The organism is Mycobacterium sp. MFM001, from assembly GCF_003402475.1.
In the GTDB taxonomy this organism is placed as follows: Bacteria; Actinomycetota; Actinomycetes; order Mycobacteriales; family Mycobacteriaceae; genus Mycobacterium.
The window spans coordinates 231268-249449 of the sequence record NZ_BFAB01000004.1 but is presented as its reverse complement, the minus strand read 5'-3'; the positions used below and the strand labels follow the sequence as shown (position 1 = coordinate 249449).

Genomic DNA, 18182 nt, shown 5'->3' with positions numbered 1-18182 from the left:
ATGCATCCGATTTTTCGGCGTGTCTAACTCGGTAGCCGGCCTTCGATGAAGACGCTGCGGGGGATGGTCTCTTCGTCGGCGGCGGCGGGTGATCGACCGTAGCGCCGCATCAGATCCAGCGCCTCGATCGCGTTGACCTCCCAGCCGCGTTGGGTCAGCCACTGTTCGAGGTCGGTGCGTTCTTCGACGTACCACAGATCTTCGGGAGTCTTCTCGCCGCTCTCTCGCATGCGACGCCACTGCTCGGCACGCGCTTCTAAGTACTCGGGGTCGAAGAATCGCGGGCTGAACGCCTCGACCGCCACTCGGCTGCCCGGCGCGCTGAGCTCCGCGATCCGGTCGAACAGCAGGTCCTGGCCGGTCGCGGGCAAGTAGGACAGCAGCCCTTCGGCCGACCACACGGTCGGGGCCGAAGTGTCAAAACCAGTGTCCCGCAATGCTTTCAGCCAGTCCTGGCGCAAGTCAACCGGGACGGCGCGGTAGCCGGCCGCCGGCCGGGCGCCGTGCGCGGCCAGGGTTTCGGCCTTGAACTCCAGCACCTTGGGCTGGTCGATCTCGTAGACGACGGTGCCGTGCACCCACGGCAGCCGCCAGGCCCGCGCGTCCAGACCGGCGGCCAGGATGACCGCCTGCTCGATGCCGTTAGCACCGGCGGCGATGAACTGCTCGTCGAACCATTTGGTGCGTGCCGCCGCGTAGCCGCCGATGACCCGCAGCCGCTCTGCCATGGGGCCGGAAGACGGTGGCCGCCAGCCCCTTTCGATGGCGGCGTCGACGAAGTATTGCGCGTAGCGGTCGGTGAACAGCGGGCAGTCGCAGTCGGTTTCGCGGGCCCGTGCCAGCGCCACACCGAGCGCCGTCGCGCCCACACTCTCGGTGATGTCCCAGCTGTCGTCATCCGTTCTCGTCATCGCCACTATCCATCTCGTCGACCGTCAGGGATCCTCGAATGTTTTGTTCCCGGTACGCCAATTGCCCGACCCGGTGTGCGACCACCGGGGCGGTGATCACTGTGAACGTCCCAGTCAGCACCAGCATTCCGACGTCGGGGTTGCCGCGCAGCCGGATCGCGGCGCCGGCCAGCACCAGCAGCAGGCCTAGCACCTGCGGCTTGGTTGCCGAATGCATGCGCGAGAGCGTGTCGCCGAAGCGGACCACGCCGATCGCGGCGGTCAACGCCAGCACGGCGCCGGCCAGCACCAGCACGCCGGAGACGACGTCGAGGGGGCTCATCGGCGGTCCCGGTCGGGAACTCGGAAGCGGGCCACGCTGACCGAGCCGACAAAGCTGATCAGCGCCAGCGCCGCCAGGCTGTAGGTCACCGTGCTGTCCAAACTGGCTGCGGCCCAGGTGCCGATCGCGCACATCGCCACCGCGATCAGCGTGTCCACCGCCACCAGCCGATCCAGCGTGCTCGGCCCGGCCAGCAGGCGGAACATCGTGATGGCCGCCGCGGCGCCCAGCAGAATCCCGGCGATCAACCAGACGGTCATGCGGCCTCCTCGACAGGCTGCCAATCCTCGTCGCGCTCATAGGCGGCCACCACCAGCCGCTCCACATGGGCGACCTGGCGGTAGAACCGGTCGACGGCCCGGGCCGAGCCGACGTCGATCACGTGGCAATAGATCACCCGGCGCAACTGGTCGATCTCCAGCACGATCGACCCCGGGATCATCGTCAAGATGTTCACGGCGAACACCAGCACGAGGTCGGACTTGATCGACACTTGCGCCCGCAGCACCCCGGACGGCGGCGGCGGGCCGGGTTTGATCGCCAGCCAGGAGACCTGAACGCTGGACACCACGAGATACCACGCGACCCGCACGACCAGCCGTAGCACCGACAGCGGATGCACGCGGCCCTGGACCGGAACCGGCGGCATCGGCAGCAGCAGCGTGATCGTCAGCGCGACCGCCAGCCCGCTGACCGCGTTGGCCGCAGAGTAGTTGCCCCACAACAACACCCACACCCCGGTCAGCGCGAGCAGGATGCTGATTCGTAACAGGACAGCCCTCATCGCGGCAGCACCGCCGAGATGTAGTTGCCGCGGTCGAGCACCTCGGCGGCGGCCCGGTCGCTGTAGGCGAAGATGGGTCCTGCCAGCACCGTCAACGAAAGCCCGACGGCGATCAGCGCCAGTGTCGGCGCGACCATTCCGATCGGCATGTGGCCGACGTCGTCGCGGTCGTCGAAAGCAACGTCCTCGGCTTCCTCCAGCAGCGCCGCCGTCCGGGCCGCCACCAGGGCGCCGTCGGGCGCGTCGACGCGCGGCCGCCAAAACGCCTTGGACCACACTCGCGCCACCACATACAGCGTCAGCAGGCTCGTCACCACTCCGCCGGCCACCAGCAGCCAGGCCAGCACCGACCCGTCGGCGGTACCCGCCCGCAGCAATGCCACCTTGCCGATGAACCCCGAAAACGGCGGAATCCCACCAAGATTCAACGCCGGCAGCAGAAACACGAACGCCAGCAACGGGTTTGCCGCCAGTCCGCCGAGCCGCTGCAGAGAAGACGCCCCTCCCTGGCGTTCGATCAGGCCCGTCGCCAAGAACAGCGTGGTCTGCACGACGATGTGATGCGCCACGTAATAGATGGCCCCCGACATGCCGGCCTGACTGGACAGCGCCACCCCGAACACCATGTAGCCGATGTGGCTGACCAAGGTGAAGGACAGCAGCCGCTTGATGTCGCTTTGCGCGATGGCGCCGAGGATGCCGATCAGCATGGTCAGCAGCGCGGCCACCAGCAGCAGGTGATTCAGCCCGGCGTCGGGGAACAGCAGCGAATGCGTCCGGATGATCGCGTAGATCCCGACTTTGGTCAGGATGCCGGCGAACACCGCGGTGACCGGTGCGGGTGCGGTGGGGTAGGAGTCGGGCAGCCACGCCGACAACGGGAACACCGCGGCCTTGATGCCGAAGGCCACCAGCAGCACCGCGAACATTGCGCTGCGGATACCGGGGCTGATGCTGCCGATGCGCAGCGCCAGCTCGGCCATGTTCAAGGTGCCCGTCGCCGCGTAGATCAACGCGATGCCGAACAAAAAGATCAGCGACGACAGCAGCGACACCATCACGTAGCCGATGCCGGCACGCACCCGGGCAGGGCTGCCGCCGATGGTCAACAGCACGAAACTGGCCGACAGCAGCACCTCGAACCCGACGAACAGGTTGAACAGGTCGCCCGCCAGAAACGCCATGCACACGCCGGCGGCCAGCACCAGATAAGTGGGCAGGAAGATCGATACCGGCTGGCGGTCGTCGCCGTCGCGGATACCCTGACCGATCGCGTACATCACCACGGTCAGCAACACGACCGAAGACACCACCAGCATCAGCGCGGAGAGCCGGTCGACAACCAGAGTGATGCCCAGCGGCCCCAAAGGCGTTGGGCCCCAACCGCCGACGTGCAGGGCCACGGTTCCGTTGCGATCGGTCAGCAACAGTAGCGCGATGCCGATCAGCACGATCGTCGCCAGCGCCGCCCACGTGATCAGGCGCTGCAGGCGCGGGCGCCGGCCGGCGACCAGGCAGGCCGCGGCGCCGAGCATCGGCACCAGTACGGGCAGCGGGATCAACGTTGCGGCAATGCTCATCGCGACCCCCGATGGCCGGGCAGCGCGTCGAGTTCGTCGGGTTCGTCGGTGTCGGGGTACGGCTCCTCCGGGTCGGCGTCGACGTCGGCGGCCTCCTCCGGCGAGAGCTGCGCGACGCGGCTGTCCTCCGGGTCTTTGCCGACGGCTTCGGCGGCGGTCAGCCGGTACGAGCGGTAGGCCAGCGCCAGCACGAACGCCGCCACGCCCATCGTGATCACGATCGCGGTCAGCACCATGGCCTGCGCCAGGGGGTCGGCCGTCGGTTTGCCGGCCGTGCCACGGCCGTGCACCGGCGGGTTGCCCGGCGGGCCGCTGACGGCGATGATCAGCAGGTTGATCGCATTACCAATCAGCAACAGCCCCAACAGCATTCGGGTCAGCGTGCGTTCCAGCAGCAGATAGACACCGCAGCTGACCAGCGCGCCGATCGCGAGCAGCGGTATCAGGTGGACGGTCACGTGAGCGCCACCTCGCGACGCGCAATCTGGTCCTCGCCGACTCGCACGCCGAGGCTGCGCAGCACGTCGAGCACCAAGCCGACCACGATCAGGTAGACGCCGAGATCGAAGAACAACGCGGTGACGAATGTGACGTGGCCCAGCACCGGCAGGTCGACGGCCAGCACGGCGGACGACAGCGCGGGTGCCCCGAGCAGCAGCGACGCCGCCGCGGTGCCCGCGGCCAGGCCCAGCCCGACGCCCAGGATCTTGCCTGCGTCCAGCGGCAGCGTCTCGCCGAGTTCGTAAGGGCCGCCGGCCAAATAGCGCAGCACCAGCGCCAGTCCGGCGGTCAGCCCGCCGGCGAAACCTCCGCCGGGAGTGTTGTGGCCGGTGAAGAAGAAGTACACCGACACCACCATGATCAGCGGGAAGATGATCCGGGTGGTCACCTCCATGACCAGCGAGCGGTAGCGGGGGTCACGGTATTCGCTGCCGCGCAACCAGGTGGTGTCGCCGATCGCCGGGCTGTAGGGCGTGACGGGAATGTTGCCGATATCCGGTTGTCCGGGCCGCGGCATCCGCGGCGCCGAGCCGAACCGCCGGTGCCGAAACACCAGCGACGCAACCCCCGTCGCCGCGACCAGCAGCACCGAGATCTCGCCGAGGGTGTCCCACGCCCGGATGTCGACCAGCAGCACGTTGACCGTGTTGCCGCCGTGGCCGCGCAGGTAGGCCGCGTCGGGCAGCAGGCTCGCGATCGCGGTGCCGTGGCGGGCGGCGACCGCGAACATCGCCAGCACCGTGACGGCCGCGCCGACCGCCACCGCCAGCATGGCGCGGGGCAGGCGGTGGCGTCTGATGTCGGCCGGATCGACTTCGGCCGGCAGCGTGCGCAGCACCAGCACGAAGATCACCAGTGTCACGGTCTCCACCAGGAACTGGGTGAGCGCCAGATCGGGCGCGCCGTGGAAGGCGAAGATGGCGCCGCAGGCGTAGCCGGTGACCCCGACCATCAGCACGGCGGCCAGCCGGTTCCGCGTCGCCGTCGCGCCGAACGCGGCTGCCACCAGCAGGGCGGCCAGCGTCGGCTGCAGCGGTGAATCCCACAGCGCGAATCGCGGCCGATCACGAGCACCGAGCAGCAGCGCCGCCGTAGGCACCAGCACCAGGGTGGACAGGATCACCGACTGGGTCGCCGGGATCGAGCCGCGCTGCGTTTCGCCGGTCAACCGCACCGATATCACGTCGAGGCCCCGGACCACGGCGTCGTAGACGCGGTCGGCGTTGCCCAGGGGCATCCAGCCCAGCCGGGCGCGACGCAGCCGGGCCCGGGCGAAGAACGCCGCGGCACCCAGCAACGTGACCAGCGCCGAGAGCACGAGCGGCAGGCCGACGCCGTGCCACAGCGCCAGGTTTTTCGTGCTGCCTGCGTAGCCGTCCAGCAGCCGGCCCAGCGGTGCCGGGTCGAGGCCCAGGGCGAGACCGGCCGCGGCCAGGATCGCGGGCGCGGTCAGGAACGTCGCGGTGGGCGGGTGCATGCCGGCGACCGGCGCGCTCGGTTCGCGACGGCCTTTGCGGGCGAATGCACCCCACAGGAATCGGACGCTGTAGATCATCGTGAACACCGAGCCGGCGGCGATCACGCCCAGCACGTACGACGTGTGCGCAAGTGTCGCAAACGCGGTTTCCTTGGCGACGAAACCCAGAAACGGCGGCAGCGCGGCCATGCTGGCCGTCGCCGCGGCGGCGATCACCAGCAGCGACGGGCAGCGCTGTCCCAGCCAGGCCAGCCGGCGCACGTCGCGGGTTCCGGTGGCGTGGTCGACGATGCCGACGACCATGAACAACGCGGCCTTGAACATGGCGTGCGCAACCAGCACCGCCAGTCCGGCCAGCATCAGCTCGCGGCCGCCGCTGCCGACCAGCACGGTGATCAGCCCGAGCTGGCTGACCGTGCCGAACGCCAGGATCAGCTTGAGGTCGTATTCGCGGACCGCACGCCAGCCGGCCAGCAGCATGGTCGTCACGCCCAGGATCACGACGATGGGCCGCCAGCCCGGCGAGTCCGCGAATCCCGGCGCCATCCGCGCGATCAGGTAGACGCCGGCCTTGACCATCGCGGCGGCGTGGAGGTAGGCGCTGACCGGCGTCGGCGCGCCCATGGCGCCCGGCAACCAGAAGTGCAGCGGCACGATCGCCGATTTGCTCAGCCCGCCGACCAGCATCAGCAGCACTGCGACGGCCACCGCGGTGCCCGACGGGGGAGCGGCCACCACGTCGGAGAGTTGGTAGCTGCCGGCGGCGTGGCCCAGGATGATGATCCCGGCCAGCATCGCCAGCCCGCCGGCGGTGGTCACCAGCAACGCCTGGGTGGCGGCGCGCCGGCTGACCAGCCGCTCGGCGTAGTGGCCGATCAACAGGAACGACAACACGGTCGTCAGTTCCCAGAACACGTAGAGCACCAGCATGTTGTCGGCGATCACCAGGCCGAACATGGTTCCGGAGAACGCGACCAGTTCGGCGGCGAAGCTGGGCAGCCGGTTTTCGGTGTGCCCGTCGCGGTGGTGGAAGTAGTCGGCGCAATAGAACAGCACCAGCGCGCCGATGCCCAAGACCAGCACGCTCATGATTGCGGCCAGCGGGTCGAAGCGCAGCGCGATGTTCATCGACAGCTCGGGCACCCAGGTGATGCTCTGCTTGCGGTCGGCGTGGCTTGGCCAGTTGGCCACCACCCAGCCCAGCGACCCGAGCGGCACCAGGGCCAGCGGGTAGAACGCCAGCCGGTCCCATTTGCGCACCAGCAGCGGCGCCAGGGCAGCAGCGACCGCGTGGGCAAACAGGATGGCGAGCATGGCACTCCGGTGTCGGGGTGTCAGCCTGATAGGGCTATTTCGCCAGGCAGTCTACCGGTTGGTTGGGCGCTGCACGCTGCGACGGAATCTACGGACGTACCGTGGGCGCGTGGGAGCTGTTGTCGCTCAATGGGTTTCGAACGCTTATGGGGTATCCCACACTCGCGGAGGCCAACATCCGCGGCGCGACGACTCGATGGACCGGGCCGACCGCGGCCCACACCATTCGGGCGGTGAACTTGCGGCGGTAGTGCAGACGGGTCGTAAGTGATGCGCGCCCGTCGTGGCGCCACAGCGTCAAACTCGCCCGCATGAGCGGTCCGTCGGCCGCGAGCACGATCTCGTCGGGATCCGAACGGACCACCGTCCAGCCGTCGAATCTCAATACGTGGCGGTGAATCCACCGCACTACAGTGCTCAGCGCTGCACGCGGATCGCCGACAAGGATCGGCGCTTCGAACGTGTCCGTGTAGTCGGCTTCGGTATCAGCCTCTGCCGCAATGCGTTTGAGCGTCCAGCGCACCACCACGCGATGTCCGCCGCTGCCGATGACCAGCGCACGGTAGATCTTGCCGTGCAGACCGGGGAAGGCTGCCCACGTCTGCGAGCGCACGCGAGTGCGCTGTGGTGCCACCTTGTCGAGCTCGAACACCCACCGGTAGACCGCGAACGGGTGGCGGCCCTTCGACGCCAGCCGCACCGGCGCCGCCGCCTCGTCGAGGACGAAGCCCACCGGGACGGTCGAGGGATCGTTCGGATCGCGGCACATCACCCGCAGCAGCGCGGACCACGTGTCTGCGGCGGATGCATCGATCAATCTGGCATGCTCATCGATATAGGGTAATCGTTCCATATAGAAGGACTGTACTAGATCATGGCGCCTCCGCGGAAGCATGAAACCGATGTGATCCTCGACGCGACGCGCGCGCTGGTGCTCACCGAGGGTCCGCGGGCGGCCAGCGTGGCGGCGATCGCGAAGGCGAGCGGTGCGCCAGCCGGGACGCTGTATCACCGGTTCGGTAATCGCAACGGCGTCCTGACCGCCGCGTGGCTGCGCGCGCTCGAGCGTTTCCAGGCACGGGCGATGGCCGCCGAGGCCGAGACCGCCCTCGAATCGGCTGTCGCGATGGCGGTCGCGGCTATTGGTTTCATGCGTGAGATTCCCGAGGACGCGCGGCTGCTGTTGACCATCCGGCCGGAGGACCTGCTCGACGGCGAACCCGATGCGGGATTCGAGCAGACCCTGGCCGCCATGAACGCACCGCTGCAGGAGCGGGTGCGTACCTTGGCCGACGAGCTATACGGCAGCAGCGATACGCGGTGCGTCGACGCCGTCGCACGGGCGGTCGCTGACCTGCCGTACGCGGTGGTTCGCCGTCATGCTCACGACGACCCGGTGCCCGCCTGGCTGGAGGACGACGTTGTCGCGGCCGTGCGCGCGTTGCTGACGAGCTTTGCGCCCAATTGGAGTAGCAAGCCGAGGTCGTCGCGCACGGCGCGGTGACGGGTGATTCGGCCTTCCGCGACAGTGAAGATGTGGACCTGCTTGTGGTCGATCGGCCTGCCGGTGGGTTCGATGCCGTTGAACGTTCCGGTGTGCCGCCCCGTCATGGTGGCGACGACCACCACTGTGCTGCCCACACGAACAGATCCACACAACCGTCCGGCAGCACCCGCGTCGTAGCAGCCGCCGACCGTACCCAGCCACATTCCACAAACGGCCGAAGCCGTCGGTCGGGACGAAACTCTTGATACACGTCAACGACCCTCCGCGTAAGCGCGCAGTGCGGCCACCTGCCCGGGATCCAGTGATGGGCTCACGGTTTCGCGGGCCGCAGCGATGTCGTCGGCGGTGATGTCGGCCGCGTCGATGGACCGCCGCATCGCGGCCAGTGCGGCTTCCCGTAGCAGCGCCGCGCAGTCGGCGGCGCTGTAGCCGTCGAGGTCGTCCGCCAGCGCGGCCAGGTCGACGTCCGTGTGCAGCGGAATGGATTTACCTGCGGTGCTTAATATTTCGTGGCGGGCAGCGGCGTCGGGCGGTTCGACGAACACCAGCTTCTCCAGCCTGCCGGGCCGCAGCAGCGCGGGATCGATCAGGTCGGGCCGGTTGGTGGCGCCCACGACGACGACGTCGCGCAGCGGGTCGATGCCGTCGAGCTCGGTCAACAGCGTCGCGACGACCTTGTCGCTCACACCGGAGTCGAAGCTCTGCCCGCGTCGCGGCGCCAGCGCGTCGACCTCGTCGAGAAACACCAGCGACGGCGCTGAATCCCTTGCCCGCCGGAACAATTCACGGATAGCGCGCTCGCTACTGCCCACCCATTTGTCCAGCAGCTCAGGGCCTTTGACCGCGTGCACGCTCAGCCGGCCGGTGCTGGCCAGCGCGCGCACCAGAAACGTCTTGCCGCAGCCAGGCGGCCCGTAGAGCAGCACGCCGCGGGGCGGGTCGACGCCGAGTCGGGAGAACGTGTCGGGATGCTGCAGCGGCCACAGCACCGCTTCGGTGAGCGCCTGTTTGGTGGCCGCCATGTCGCCGACGTCGTCGAGGGTGACGTCTCCGACCATCGGCTGGTCCCCGGTCGAGCGGGACAGCGGCCGGATGACGGTCAGTGCGCCGAGCAGGTCGTCCTGGGTCAGTGTCGGAGTCCCGCCGTCAGCGCTGGCCCGCGCGGCGGCACGCAACGCGGCCTCACGTACCAGCGCGGCCAGGTCCGCGACGACGAAACCTGGTGTGCGGCCCCCGATCTCGACGAGGTCAAGGTCTGCAGTAGGGGCCCGCTGCAGCAGCGAGCCCAGCAGTGCGGTGCGGGTGGCGGCGTCGGGCAGGCTCAGGCCCAGCTCGCGGTCGCACAGGTCGGGCGCACGCAGCCGCGCATCCAGGTTCTCCGGCACCGCCGAGGTGGCGATGAACGCCACCCCGGAAGTCGCTACCGCTGTGCGCAGTTCGGTGAGGATCAGGGATGCCACCGGCTCGGCGGTGGCCGGCAGCAGCGCGTCGACGTCGGCGATCAGCAGCACCCCGCCGCCCTGACGTACCGAGGCCACCGCCGCGGCAACGGCTTTCAACCGTTCGTCGGCGGCCAACGCGCCCACCCCGGGTCCGTCCAGCTCCACCAGCCGCCGCCCGGCGCACACCGACCGCACCAGCGTCACCTTGCCGACACCCGCCGGCCCGGACACCAGAACACCGAGATTGGCTGTGGCGCCGAGTTTTTGCAGCAGGCCCGGCTCGTCCAGCGACAGCTTGAGCCATTCGGCGAGCTTGCGGGCCTGGGCATCGACGCCTTTGAGGTCGTGCACCGGCGGGGGCTCGGTCGGCTCGACCGCGGCAGGCCCACCGGCTCCCCAGGTCACCAGCGAATTCGGTTGCACGCTCACCGGGCCGGCGGGGTCCACCCCGGTGACCGTCAATAGCTCTGAGGTCCAGCTGATTCCGACGGCCGCCGCCAGCGCCCGGGTGGTTTCCGTCGTCGACGTCCCCGGTCCGAGATCGCGGGGCAGCAGCGACACCGCGTCGCCGACCGTCAACACCTTGCCCAGCAAGGCCTGCCGCAGCGTGGCCGGCGTAATCGACTGTGTCGCGATCGTCGATCCGCTCAGCGTCACCGACCGCGCGCCGCAGACCGTCGCCGCCTCCACGATCACCGGGTTGCCTTCGCGCAGACCGGCATTCGACAGCGTCACGTCGTCGAGCAGTATCGTGCCGGCCGGTGTACCCGGTGCTGTGCCGGCCACCGCCGCGGTGGTCCGCGACCCGGTCAGCGACACCGCGTCCCACTCCCGAATGCCCAGGGCCGCAATCGCTTCCGGGTGCAGCCGGACGACCCCGCGACGCGAGTCGACCGCCGAGGTGTTCAGCCGTGCGGTCAACGTCAGCTGGGCCATTCAGCCCCCCGGCTTGCGCAGACCCAGCCGCGCCATCGACCGGCGGTTCGGCTGCGCCCGTCGGATGGCCCGGCGCACGGCTCGCCGCTCTTTGGGCCGTTCGCCCCATACTTCGGGATGCTCGGCGAGCCAGCGATGGCTGCGCACCGAAAACGGAATGTGGCACAGATACACGGCAATGGCCACCATCACCAGGATGTACGGGAACAGGAACGCGGCCGCCGCGACGATCGCCAACACCGCCAGCAGTAACGCCGCGAAGTTCGGCGGCACCGACACCGCATGCATCTTCTTCATCGGGATCCGGCTGACCACCAGCATCGAGCAGATCGCCACCCAGGCGCACACGAACCACGGCGAGCTCCACCAGCCGACGCCGAACTGCAGCTTGGCGGCCAGCGGCCCGAGCACCGCGATCGCGCCCGCCGGTGCGGGCATCCCGACGAAGAACTCACGTGTGTAGGCCGGCAGGGTGGCGTCGTCGAGCAGGGCGTTGAACCTGGCCAGCCGCAACACGATGCACACCGCGTACAGCAGCACCGCCACCCAGCCGGCCGGCAGCGACGCCAGCAGTGACACGTAGACCACCACCGCGGGCGCCACCCCGAAGTTCACCGCATCGGCCAGCGAGTCGATCTCCTCGCCCATCCGCGACTCGGCGTCCAGGATGCGGGCCACCCGGCCGTCGAGCCCGTCGAGGATGGCGGCGGCGGCGATCAGCGCCATCGCGGCGTGCGGCTGTGCCTCCAAAGCGAACCGGATCGAAGACAGGCCGGCGCAGATGGCCAGCACGCTCATCGAGCTCGGCAGGATGCGCAGGTTGACCGATCGGCGGGGTTTGGTGGTCATGTCAGCTGGGCCAGCACCGTTTCGCCGGCCACCGCCCGCTGCCCGACGCTGACCAGCAGCTCCGCCCCGGCGGGCAGGTAGGTGTCCAGCCGTGACCCGAACCGGATCAGCCCGTAGGTGTCGCCGATCGAGAGTTTGTCGCCGGCGCGGGCGTCGCAGACGATTCGCCGCGCCAGCAGCCCGGCGATCTGCACGACGACGATCTCGGCGCCGGCGTCGGTGCGGATCCGCATGCTGGTGCGTTCGTTGTGTTCGCTGGCCGCCGCCAGCTCGGCCGATCCGAAGCGGCCCGGCCGGTGTTGCACGTCGAGCACCTCGCCGCTGATCGGGGCCCGCTGCACGTGCGCGTCGAACAGCGACAGGAAGATGCTGATCCGCGGCAGCGGGGTGTCGGGAAGGCCGAGTTCGGCGGGCGGAACGGCGGACTCGACGAGGCAGACCAGGCCGTCGGCTGGTGCGACGACGACGCCGGGCCGGGTCGGCGGCACTCGCGGCGGGTGGCGGAAGAAGCCGGCGCAGGCGCCGGCGGTCAGCAGACCGGCCCGCCGCGCCCAGCGATACCGTCGGCCCGCCAAGGCGACCGCCAGTCCCGCGGAGATGAACGGCAGCCCTGCGCGGTGTACGGGGGGAACGGTCGAACGCACCAGCGCCACCAGGCGCTGGGGGCCGCTGAGGCCGTCGGAGGGGCGTCGTGCCACGCGGTCATCCTACGGAGCCGCGCCGAGCGTGGGATTGTGGCACGCGAAATCGCAAGTGGCGTGGGTCAAGCCCCCACTCGACCGGAAGCTAGCGCAGGTCCCACAGTTCCAACTGCGATCCGGCCGCGATCTCGGTGACGTCCTCGGGGATGTCGAGCAGGCAGTTCGCCGACGCCAGCCACCGCAGGTGATGCGACGCCGGCGGGCCGTAGCTCATCACCGTGCCGGCCTCGGCGTCGAACACCCCACGGCGGAACTGCCGCCGGCCGCGCGGTGAGGTCAACGTCTCGGTGAGCACGGCGGTTCGTCGCGGCCGATGCACCGCGGGCAGTCCCATCGCCGTGCGCAGCGCGGGCCGGATGAACACCTCGAAGGACACCAGCGCGCTGACCGGATTTCCGGGCAGCGTGACGATCGGCGTGCCCGCGACCCGCCCGGTGCCCTGCGGCATGCCCGGCTGCATCGCGACTTTCACGAACTCCACGCCCTGATCGCCCTCGCGACCGAACGCGTCCTTGACCACCTCGTAGGCGCCCGCGCTGACCCCGCCGCTGGTGATGATCAGATCCGCCTCGGCGGCGTAGCGGTCCAGCACGGCGGCGAACTGCGCGACGTCGTCCTCCACCGCCGGGCTGGCCACCACCTCGCCGCCGGCATCGCGAACGGCGGCGGCCAGCATGATCGAGTTCGACTCGTAGATCTGGCCCGGCTGCAGCGGAGTGCCCGGCGACACCAACTCGGTTCCGGTGGAAATCACCAGCACTCGCTGCCGCGGGATCACCGGCAGCTCGGGCAGTCCGAGTGCGGCGGCCAGCCCGACCACCGCCGGGGTGGCCAACTGCCCGGCTCGTAATACCGTCGTGCCCGCGGCGACGTCCTCGCCGGCGCGACGAATGTGACGTCCCTCCGCGGTGGGGGCGTTGATCGCCACGACGTCGGTGCGGCCGTCGGTGTTCTCGACCGGCACGACGGCCGTCGCCCCGGCCGGCATCGGCGCGCCGGTCATGATCCGGTGCACAGTCCCGGGCTCCAGCGTGGGAATATCGGTGCGTCCAGCCGGAATATCTTCGGCCACAGGCAATTTCACGGGCTGCTCAGCAGACGCCGTCGCCACCTCTTCGGCGCGCACGGCATACCCGTCCATCGCGGAGTTGTCGAACACCGGCAGCGACACCGTCGCGGTCACATCCTGAGCGAGCACCAGACCTTCGGCGTCGGCGAGCGCGGCCGTGGTAGCCGGCCGGGCCGCGATCAGATCGGCGACGACTCGCTGATGTTCCTCGACCGAGCGCATCAGAGCGGGAACGTGACGCCGGTGAGTTCTTCGGACACCGCCCAGAGTCGGCGCTGCAGCTCCTCGTCGTGGGACTGGCCGCTGGACTGGACGAGCTTCGGGTAGCCGCGCTGCTCGCCGAGGCCGTCCGGGCCGTAATACTGCCCACCCTCGACGTCGGGGTCGGTGGCGGCGCGCAGGGTCGGCAGCGCTCCCATCGCCGCACTCTGGGACAGGATCGGCCCCACCACTGCGACGGCGGGCTTGAAGATGGCGGGGATGTTGCGGGCGAGCTCGGTGTTGGAAAAACCCGGGTGGGCGGCGACGGCGATGGTGTTCTTCTGCTGCGCGGCCAGCCGCCGCTGCAGTTCGTAGGTGAACAGCAAGTTGGCCAGCTTCGACTGACCGTATGCGGCGATCCGGTCGTAGCCGTGTTCCCACTGCAGGTCGTCGAAATGGATGGCCGCACGGATCCGGTGGCCCGTGCTGCTGACCGTCACCACCCGCGAGCCGCGGACGCCCAGCAGGTGGTCGAGCAGCAACCCGGTCAGCGCGAAATGCCCGAGATGATTGGTGCCGAACTGCAATTCGAAGCCGTCCGCGGTGAGCTGCTTGGGTGTCCACATCACGCCGGCGTTGTTGATCAGCAGGTCGATACGCGGGTAGTTCGCGCGCAGCGCGTCGGCGGCGGCGCGCACCGAGTCCAGCGAGCTCAAGTCGAGTTCTTGCAGCGTGACGTCGGCCTGCGGCCGGGCGGCGACGATGCGGGCCAGCGCGGCGTTGCCCTTCTCCAGGTTGCGCACTGCCAGCACGACGTGCGCCCCGCACTGGGCCAGCACCGCTGCCGTGTGGTAGCCGATACCGGTGTTGGCGCCGGTGACGATCGCAATCCGGCCGCTCTGGTCTGGCACATCAGCTTCTGACCATTTGCCTCCTGCACCCATGGCCGAAAACGATACCGACGGATGCCCGAAGCCGTCGGGTGGCATTCTCGACGCCATGGACGACCCAGCCCATCCGCCCAGTCGAAAGGCACCGCTGATGTGGGCGGTGGGCGGAGCGATCCCGTGGCTGATGCTCGCGGTCGGGCAGCTGATTTGGTTCTCAGTAGATCAGCGGTTGGTGTGGTTGCACGGGCTGTGCGCGGCCGCCACCGTCCTTGGCGCGGCGGTGGCCGTCGGCGTCGTGCTGTGGTGGCGGTATCGGGTGCACCGCTGGGAGATCAGCCCGCAGGCGGTGTACACCCGCACCGGATGGCTGGTGCAGGAACGTCGCATCGCGCCGATTTCGCGGGTGCAGACCGTCGACAGCTACCGCGGCCCGCTGGACCGGTTGTTCGGGCTGGCCAATGTCACGGTGACGACGGCGTCGTCGGCGGGAGCCGTGCGCATCGTGGCGCTGGATTCGGCGGTCGCGGATCAGGTCGTCGCCCAGTTGACGGATATCGCGGCTCTGGGTGCCGAGGACGCCACATGAGCGCGCCGGCGACGATGCAGAGCGAAGCGATGAGGAGGAGCGGCCCCATATGGCGTGGCAGCGGTTGAGTCCGCGAATGTTGTTGGTACATCCGGTACATGAGCTGCTTCGTCAGCTGCCGCTGCTGATCGGCGCGATCGTGCTGGGTTCGACGACCGGCAATCAGTGGTGGACGGTGGCGGCGCTGGCGGTGACGGCGCTGCTCGGGGCGGCGCGCTGGTTCACCACCACGTACCGCATCGAGCCCGACGAGGTGCAGTTGCGGGTAGGCGTGCTGCAACGCAAGGTATTGTCGGTGCCGCGCAACAGGATTCGCTCGGTGCAGACCGATGCCCGGCTGTTGCATCGCGTGCTGGGGCTGGCCGTGCTGCGGGTGAGCACCGGACGAGAAGCGGCCGGCGACAACGCTTTCGAGCTTGACGCCGTCGAGGTTGCGCAGGTTCCACGGCTGCGAGCGATCCTGCTGGCCGAATCCGAGCAGCCGGCGCAGGTGGGCACGGTGTTGGCGCGCTGGCAGCCGTCCTGGCTGAGGTATGCGCCGCTGAGCCTGTCCGGGTTGGTGATGATCGCCGCGGCGGTGGGCGTCGTGTATCAGAGCGGATTCGCTGCGCCGCTGGGCCGGTTTGGATCGAATACCGTTGCGCAGCTTGGCATTCCGGCGATTACAGCGGTTGTGCTGGTGGCGTCCGTGCTGCTGGCGGTGATGCGGTCGCTGCTCACCTACGGCAACCTGGTGCTGCTGCGCCGGGAAGGGTTCCTCGAGCTGCGGCACGGTTTGTCGAGGCTTCGCGAGCACACCTACGACATGAGCCGGCTGCGCGGCGGCACGTTGCGTCAACCGCTGCTGGTGCGGGCGCTTCGCGGTGCCCGGCTGGACGCGGTGATGACCGGTGTGCACGGCGCCGGCGAGTCGTCGATGTTGTTGCCGCCCTGTCCGGCCGCGACGGCCGAGGAGGTGCTGACCGGCCTGGTCGGCTCGTCCGACGTGGTGAACGGGCCGCTGCGTGGGCATGGCCGGCGGGCGGCGCAGCGACGGTGGACCCGCGCGCTGGGCGTGCCAGTTGCGCCGGGCATGGTGCTGGCGGTGGTCGGCGTGCCGGCGTGGCTGTGGGCGGTGTGGGCTGTAGCGCTGGCGTGCTGCGCGCTGATGGCCGCCGACCGAGCGCGGGCCCTCGGCCACCGGGTGGACGCCGATTGGCTGGTCGCGCGGGCCGGTTGTCTGGAGCGGCGCCGTGATTGCCTTGCCACCGCGGGGATTATCGGCTGGACCGTGCGGCAGACGCCGATGCAGCGGCGGGCCGGCGTCGTCACGCTGGTGGCCGCCACCGCCGCCGGCGCCAAACGCTATCCGCTGATCGACGTGCCCGAGCAGCAGGCGTGGGCGGTGGCGGCAACGGCGTCGCCGTGGGTGGCCGACAGCGTCTGGGCGATGCGCTAGAGCTCCCGCACCGCCGCGATGCGGGCCTGCAACTGGTCGCTGGTCGCCGCGGCCACCGGCGGCCCGCCGCAAATGCGGCGCAGCTCGTTGTGAATCCAGCCGTGCGGCTTGCCCGTTCGGTGATGCGCCGCCGACACCAACGCGTTGAGCTCGCGGCGCAGATCGCGCAGCTGGCCATGCCGGGTGACCGGTTCGGCGTTGACCGCGCGCGCCGCGAGCTGCTCGGCTTGCCTGCGCCGCAACAGTTCTCGCATCTGCTCGGCATCCAACAGGCCGGGAATGCCGAGATAGTCGGCCTCGTCGCCGCCGGTGCCGAACGACGCGCCGTCGTAGATGACCTGATCGAGCTCGGCGTCGGCCCCTAGGGACATGAAGCCGTTGTCGAGTTCGGACGGTTCGCTTTGGCGGCGCTGCGCGGCGGCCAGTTCGTCGGTTTCCCGATGCGGTTTGCCCAGCACATGGTTGCGCTGTGCCTCCAGCTCGCTGGCCAGCAGCAGCAGCGACGGCACCGACGGCAGGAACACGCTGGCCGTCTCCCCGGGCCGTCGGGACCGGACGAACCGCCCGATGGCCTGCGCGAAGAACAACGGCGTCGAGGCGCTGGTTGCATAGACGCCGACCGCCAGCCGCGGCACGTCGACACCCTCCGACACCATCCGCACCGCGACCAGCCAGCGGCTGATGCCCGCGGAGAACTGCGCGATGCGCTCCGACGATCCGGGGTCGTCGGACAGCACGACGGTCGGCGTCTCGCCGGTGATCCGTTCCAGCAGAACGGCGTAGGCCCGGGCGGCCTTCTGATCCGACGCAATCACCATGCCGCCGGCGTCGGGCATGCCGCCGTCGCGCAGTTGCCGCAGCCGGGTGTCGGCCGCCGAGATCACCGCCGGCATCCACTGCCCGGCCGGATCCAGCGCGGTGCGCCACGCGCGGGCGGTGTGCTCGGCGCTCAGCGGTTCGCCGAGCCGCGCCGCGTATTCCTCGCCCGCGCTGTCACGCCAACGCGCCTCACCGGAGTACGCCAAGAACACCACCGGGCGCACCACCCCGTCGGCGAGCGCCTCGGTGTAGCCGTAGGTGTGGTCGGCCTGCGAGCGCAGCAGCCCGTCGCCGCCGGGCTCGTAGCGTACGAACGGGATCGCGGCGTCGTCGCTGCGGAACGGCGTGCCGGTCAGGGCCAGCCGGCGGGTGGCGTCGCCGAAGGCCTCCAGGATCGCCTCGCCCCAACTCCTGGCGTCGCCGCCGTGGTGGATCTCGTCGAAGATGACCAGCGTGCGCCTGCCCTCGGTGCGCACCCGATGCCGCGTCGGGTGGCTGGCCACCTGCGCGTAGGTGACGACGATCCCGTCGTACTCGGCCGACGTGTGCGCGGCGGTGTTGCGGAACTTCGGGTCGAGCGCAATGCCGTCGGCGGCGGCCGCCGCGGCCCACTGGTTTTTCAGGTGTTCGGTGGGCACCACCACGGTGATCGCCTCGACGCTGCGATCGGCCAACAGCTCCGCGGCGATGCGCAGAGCAAACGCCGTCTTACCCGCACCCGGGGTTGCGACCAGCAGGAAATCACGCGGCTTGGCGGTCAGGTACCGCACCAAGGCTCGCCGCTGCCAGCCCCGCAATGCTCGGGTGTCGGGCGCATCAATTGCCCGCACCCGAGGCCTCCTATCTAACGAGATG

At 69.6% G+C, this 18182-nt stretch carries 18 protein-coding genes and 1 pseudogene; 3 read left to right on the top strand and 16 right to left on the bottom strand.

The annotated features are described in order from the left end of the window. Positions 1-23: 23 nt before the first annotated feature. The 8 genes from MFM001_RS09350 to MFM001_RS09315 all read right to left on the bottom strand — a co-directional run bounded on the left by MFM001_RS09350 (position 24) and on the right by MFM001_RS09315 (position 7742). A complete protein-coding gene (locus tag MFM001_RS09350) occupies positions 24-911 on the bottom strand; it encodes an SAM-dependent methyltransferase (RefSeq protein WP_116374974.1) in 888 nt (295 codons plus the stop codon). Next, on the bottom strand, positions 895-1233 hold the full coding sequence (locus MFM001_RS09345) for a monovalent cation/H(+) antiporter subunit G (RefSeq protein WP_116374973.1): 339 nt from the start codon (positions 1231-1233) through the stop codon (positions 895-897). The genes MFM001_RS09350 and MFM001_RS09345 overlap by 17 nt, the downstream gene beginning before the upstream one ends. Next, positions 1230-1493 carry a monovalent cation/H+ antiporter complex subunit F gene (locus MFM001_RS09340; protein ID WP_116374972.1) on the bottom strand — a complete coding sequence of 88 codons (264 nt, stop codon included), beginning with the start codon at positions 1491-1493 and terminating at the stop codon, positions 1230-1232. The genes MFM001_RS09345 and MFM001_RS09340 overlap by 4 nt, the downstream gene beginning before the upstream one ends. Next, entirely contained in the window at positions 1490-2017 is a 528-nt protein-coding gene (locus tag MFM001_RS09335) for a Na+/H+ antiporter subunit E (RefSeq protein ID WP_116374971.1), read from the bottom strand. Before MFM001_RS09335 ends, MFM001_RS09340 begins: the two co-directional genes overlap by 4 nt. Continuing rightward, positions 2014-3597: a Na+/H+ antiporter subunit D gene (locus MFM001_RS09330; RefSeq protein WP_116374970.1), complete on the bottom strand. Its 1584-nt coding sequence runs from the start codon at positions 3595-3597 to the stop codon at positions 2014-2016. The genes MFM001_RS09335 and MFM001_RS09330 overlap by 4 nt, the downstream gene beginning before the upstream one ends. Next, positions 3594-4055 carry a Na(+)/H(+) antiporter subunit C gene (locus MFM001_RS09325; protein ID WP_116374969.1) on the bottom strand — a complete coding sequence of 154 codons (462 nt, stop codon included), beginning with the start codon at positions 4053-4055 and terminating at the stop codon, positions 3594-3596. The genes MFM001_RS09330 and MFM001_RS09325 overlap by 4 nt, the downstream gene beginning before the upstream one ends. After that, entirely contained in the window at positions 4052-6889 is a 2838-nt protein-coding gene (locus MFM001_RS09320) for a Na+/H+ antiporter subunit A (protein WP_116374968.1), read from the bottom strand. The genes MFM001_RS09325 and MFM001_RS09320 overlap by 4 nt, the downstream gene beginning before the upstream one ends. A gap of 88 nt (positions 6890-6977) precedes the next feature. After that, complete coding sequence (locus MFM001_RS09315; RefSeq protein ID WP_116374967.1) at positions 6978-7742, bottom strand: DUF2867 domain-containing protein; 765 nt, start codon at positions 7740-7742, stop codon at positions 6978-6980. 21 nt (positions 7743-7763) lie between these two features. Here MFM001_RS09315 and MFM001_RS09310 point away from each other — a divergent pair, with 21 nt between their 5' ends. After that, positions 7764-8393 carry a TetR/AcrR family transcriptional regulator gene (locus tag MFM001_RS09310; protein WP_116374966.1) on the top strand — a complete coding sequence of 210 codons (630 nt, stop codon included), beginning with the start codon at positions 7764-7766 and terminating at the stop codon, positions 8391-8393. Positions 8394-8410: 17 nt separating this feature from the next. On the opposite strand, the pseudogene MFM001_RS24810 reads toward MFM001_RS09310, so the two are convergent. The 7 genes and pseudogenes from MFM001_RS24810 to MFM001_RS09280 all read right to left on the bottom strand — a co-directional run. Continuing rightward, a pseudogene (locus tag MFM001_RS24810) lies at positions 8411-8500 on the bottom strand (ester cyclase); the annotation flags it as partial. After that, on the bottom strand, positions 8497-8646 hold the full coding sequence (locus MFM001_RS25175; RefSeq protein ID WP_371685500.1) for a DUF6597 domain-containing transcriptional factor: 150 nt from the start codon (positions 8644-8646) through the stop codon (positions 8497-8499). The gene MFM001_RS25175 and the pseudogene MFM001_RS24810, both read right to left, overlap by 4 nt. A gap of 1 nt (position 8647) precedes the next feature. Beyond that, on the bottom strand, positions 8648-10774 hold the full coding sequence (locus MFM001_RS09300) for an AAA family ATPase (RefSeq protein ID WP_116374964.1): 2127 nt from the start codon (positions 10772-10774) through the stop codon (positions 8648-8650). Next, positions 10775-11623 carry a phosphatidylcholine/phosphatidylserine synthase gene (locus tag MFM001_RS09295; protein WP_116374963.1) on the bottom strand — a complete coding sequence of 283 codons (849 nt, stop codon included), beginning with the start codon at positions 11621-11623 and terminating at the stop codon, positions 10775-10777. Continuing rightward, positions 11620-12321 carry a phosphatidylserine decarboxylase gene (locus MFM001_RS09290; RefSeq protein WP_116374962.1) on the bottom strand — a complete coding sequence of 234 codons (702 nt, stop codon included), beginning with the start codon at positions 12319-12321 and terminating at the stop codon, positions 11620-11622. Before MFM001_RS09290 ends, MFM001_RS09295 begins: the two co-directional genes overlap by 4 nt. An 88-nt stretch (positions 12322-12409) precedes the next feature. Next, a complete protein-coding gene (glp, locus tag MFM001_RS09285) occupies positions 12410-13615 on the bottom strand; it encodes a gephyrin-like molybdotransferase Glp (RefSeq protein WP_116374961.1) in 1206 nt (401 codons plus the stop codon). Continuing rightward, on the bottom strand, positions 13615-14538 hold the full coding sequence (locus MFM001_RS09280) for an SDR family NAD(P)-dependent oxidoreductase (protein WP_116374960.1): 924 nt from the start codon (positions 14536-14538) through the stop codon (positions 13615-13617). Before MFM001_RS09280 ends, glp begins: the two co-directional genes overlap by 1 nt. A gap of 55 nt (positions 14539-14593) precedes the next feature. Between MFM001_RS09280 and MFM001_RS09275 the strand changes: the two genes are divergently transcribed. Continuing rightward, on the top strand, positions 14594-15070 hold the full coding sequence (locus MFM001_RS09275; RefSeq protein WP_116375090.1) for a PH domain-containing protein: 477 nt from the start codon (positions 14594-14596) through the stop codon (positions 15068-15070). A gap of 76 nt (positions 15071-15146) precedes the next feature. Beyond that, complete coding sequence (locus tag MFM001_RS09270) at positions 15147-16508, top strand: PH domain-containing protein (protein ID WP_371685496.1); 1362 nt, start codon at positions 15147-15149, stop codon at positions 16506-16508. Here MFM001_RS09270 and MFM001_RS09265 read toward each other — a convergent pair. Continuing rightward, the gene (locus tag MFM001_RS09265) at positions 16505-18157 is read right to left on the bottom strand and encodes a DEAD/DEAH box helicase (protein ID WP_116374958.1); all 1653 of its coding nucleotides are present in this window, start codon (positions 18155-18157) and stop codon (positions 16505-16507) included. The two genes, MFM001_RS09270 and MFM001_RS09265, sit on opposite strands and share 4 nt — an antisense overlap. Between the last annotated feature and the right edge of the window lie 25 nt (positions 18158-18182).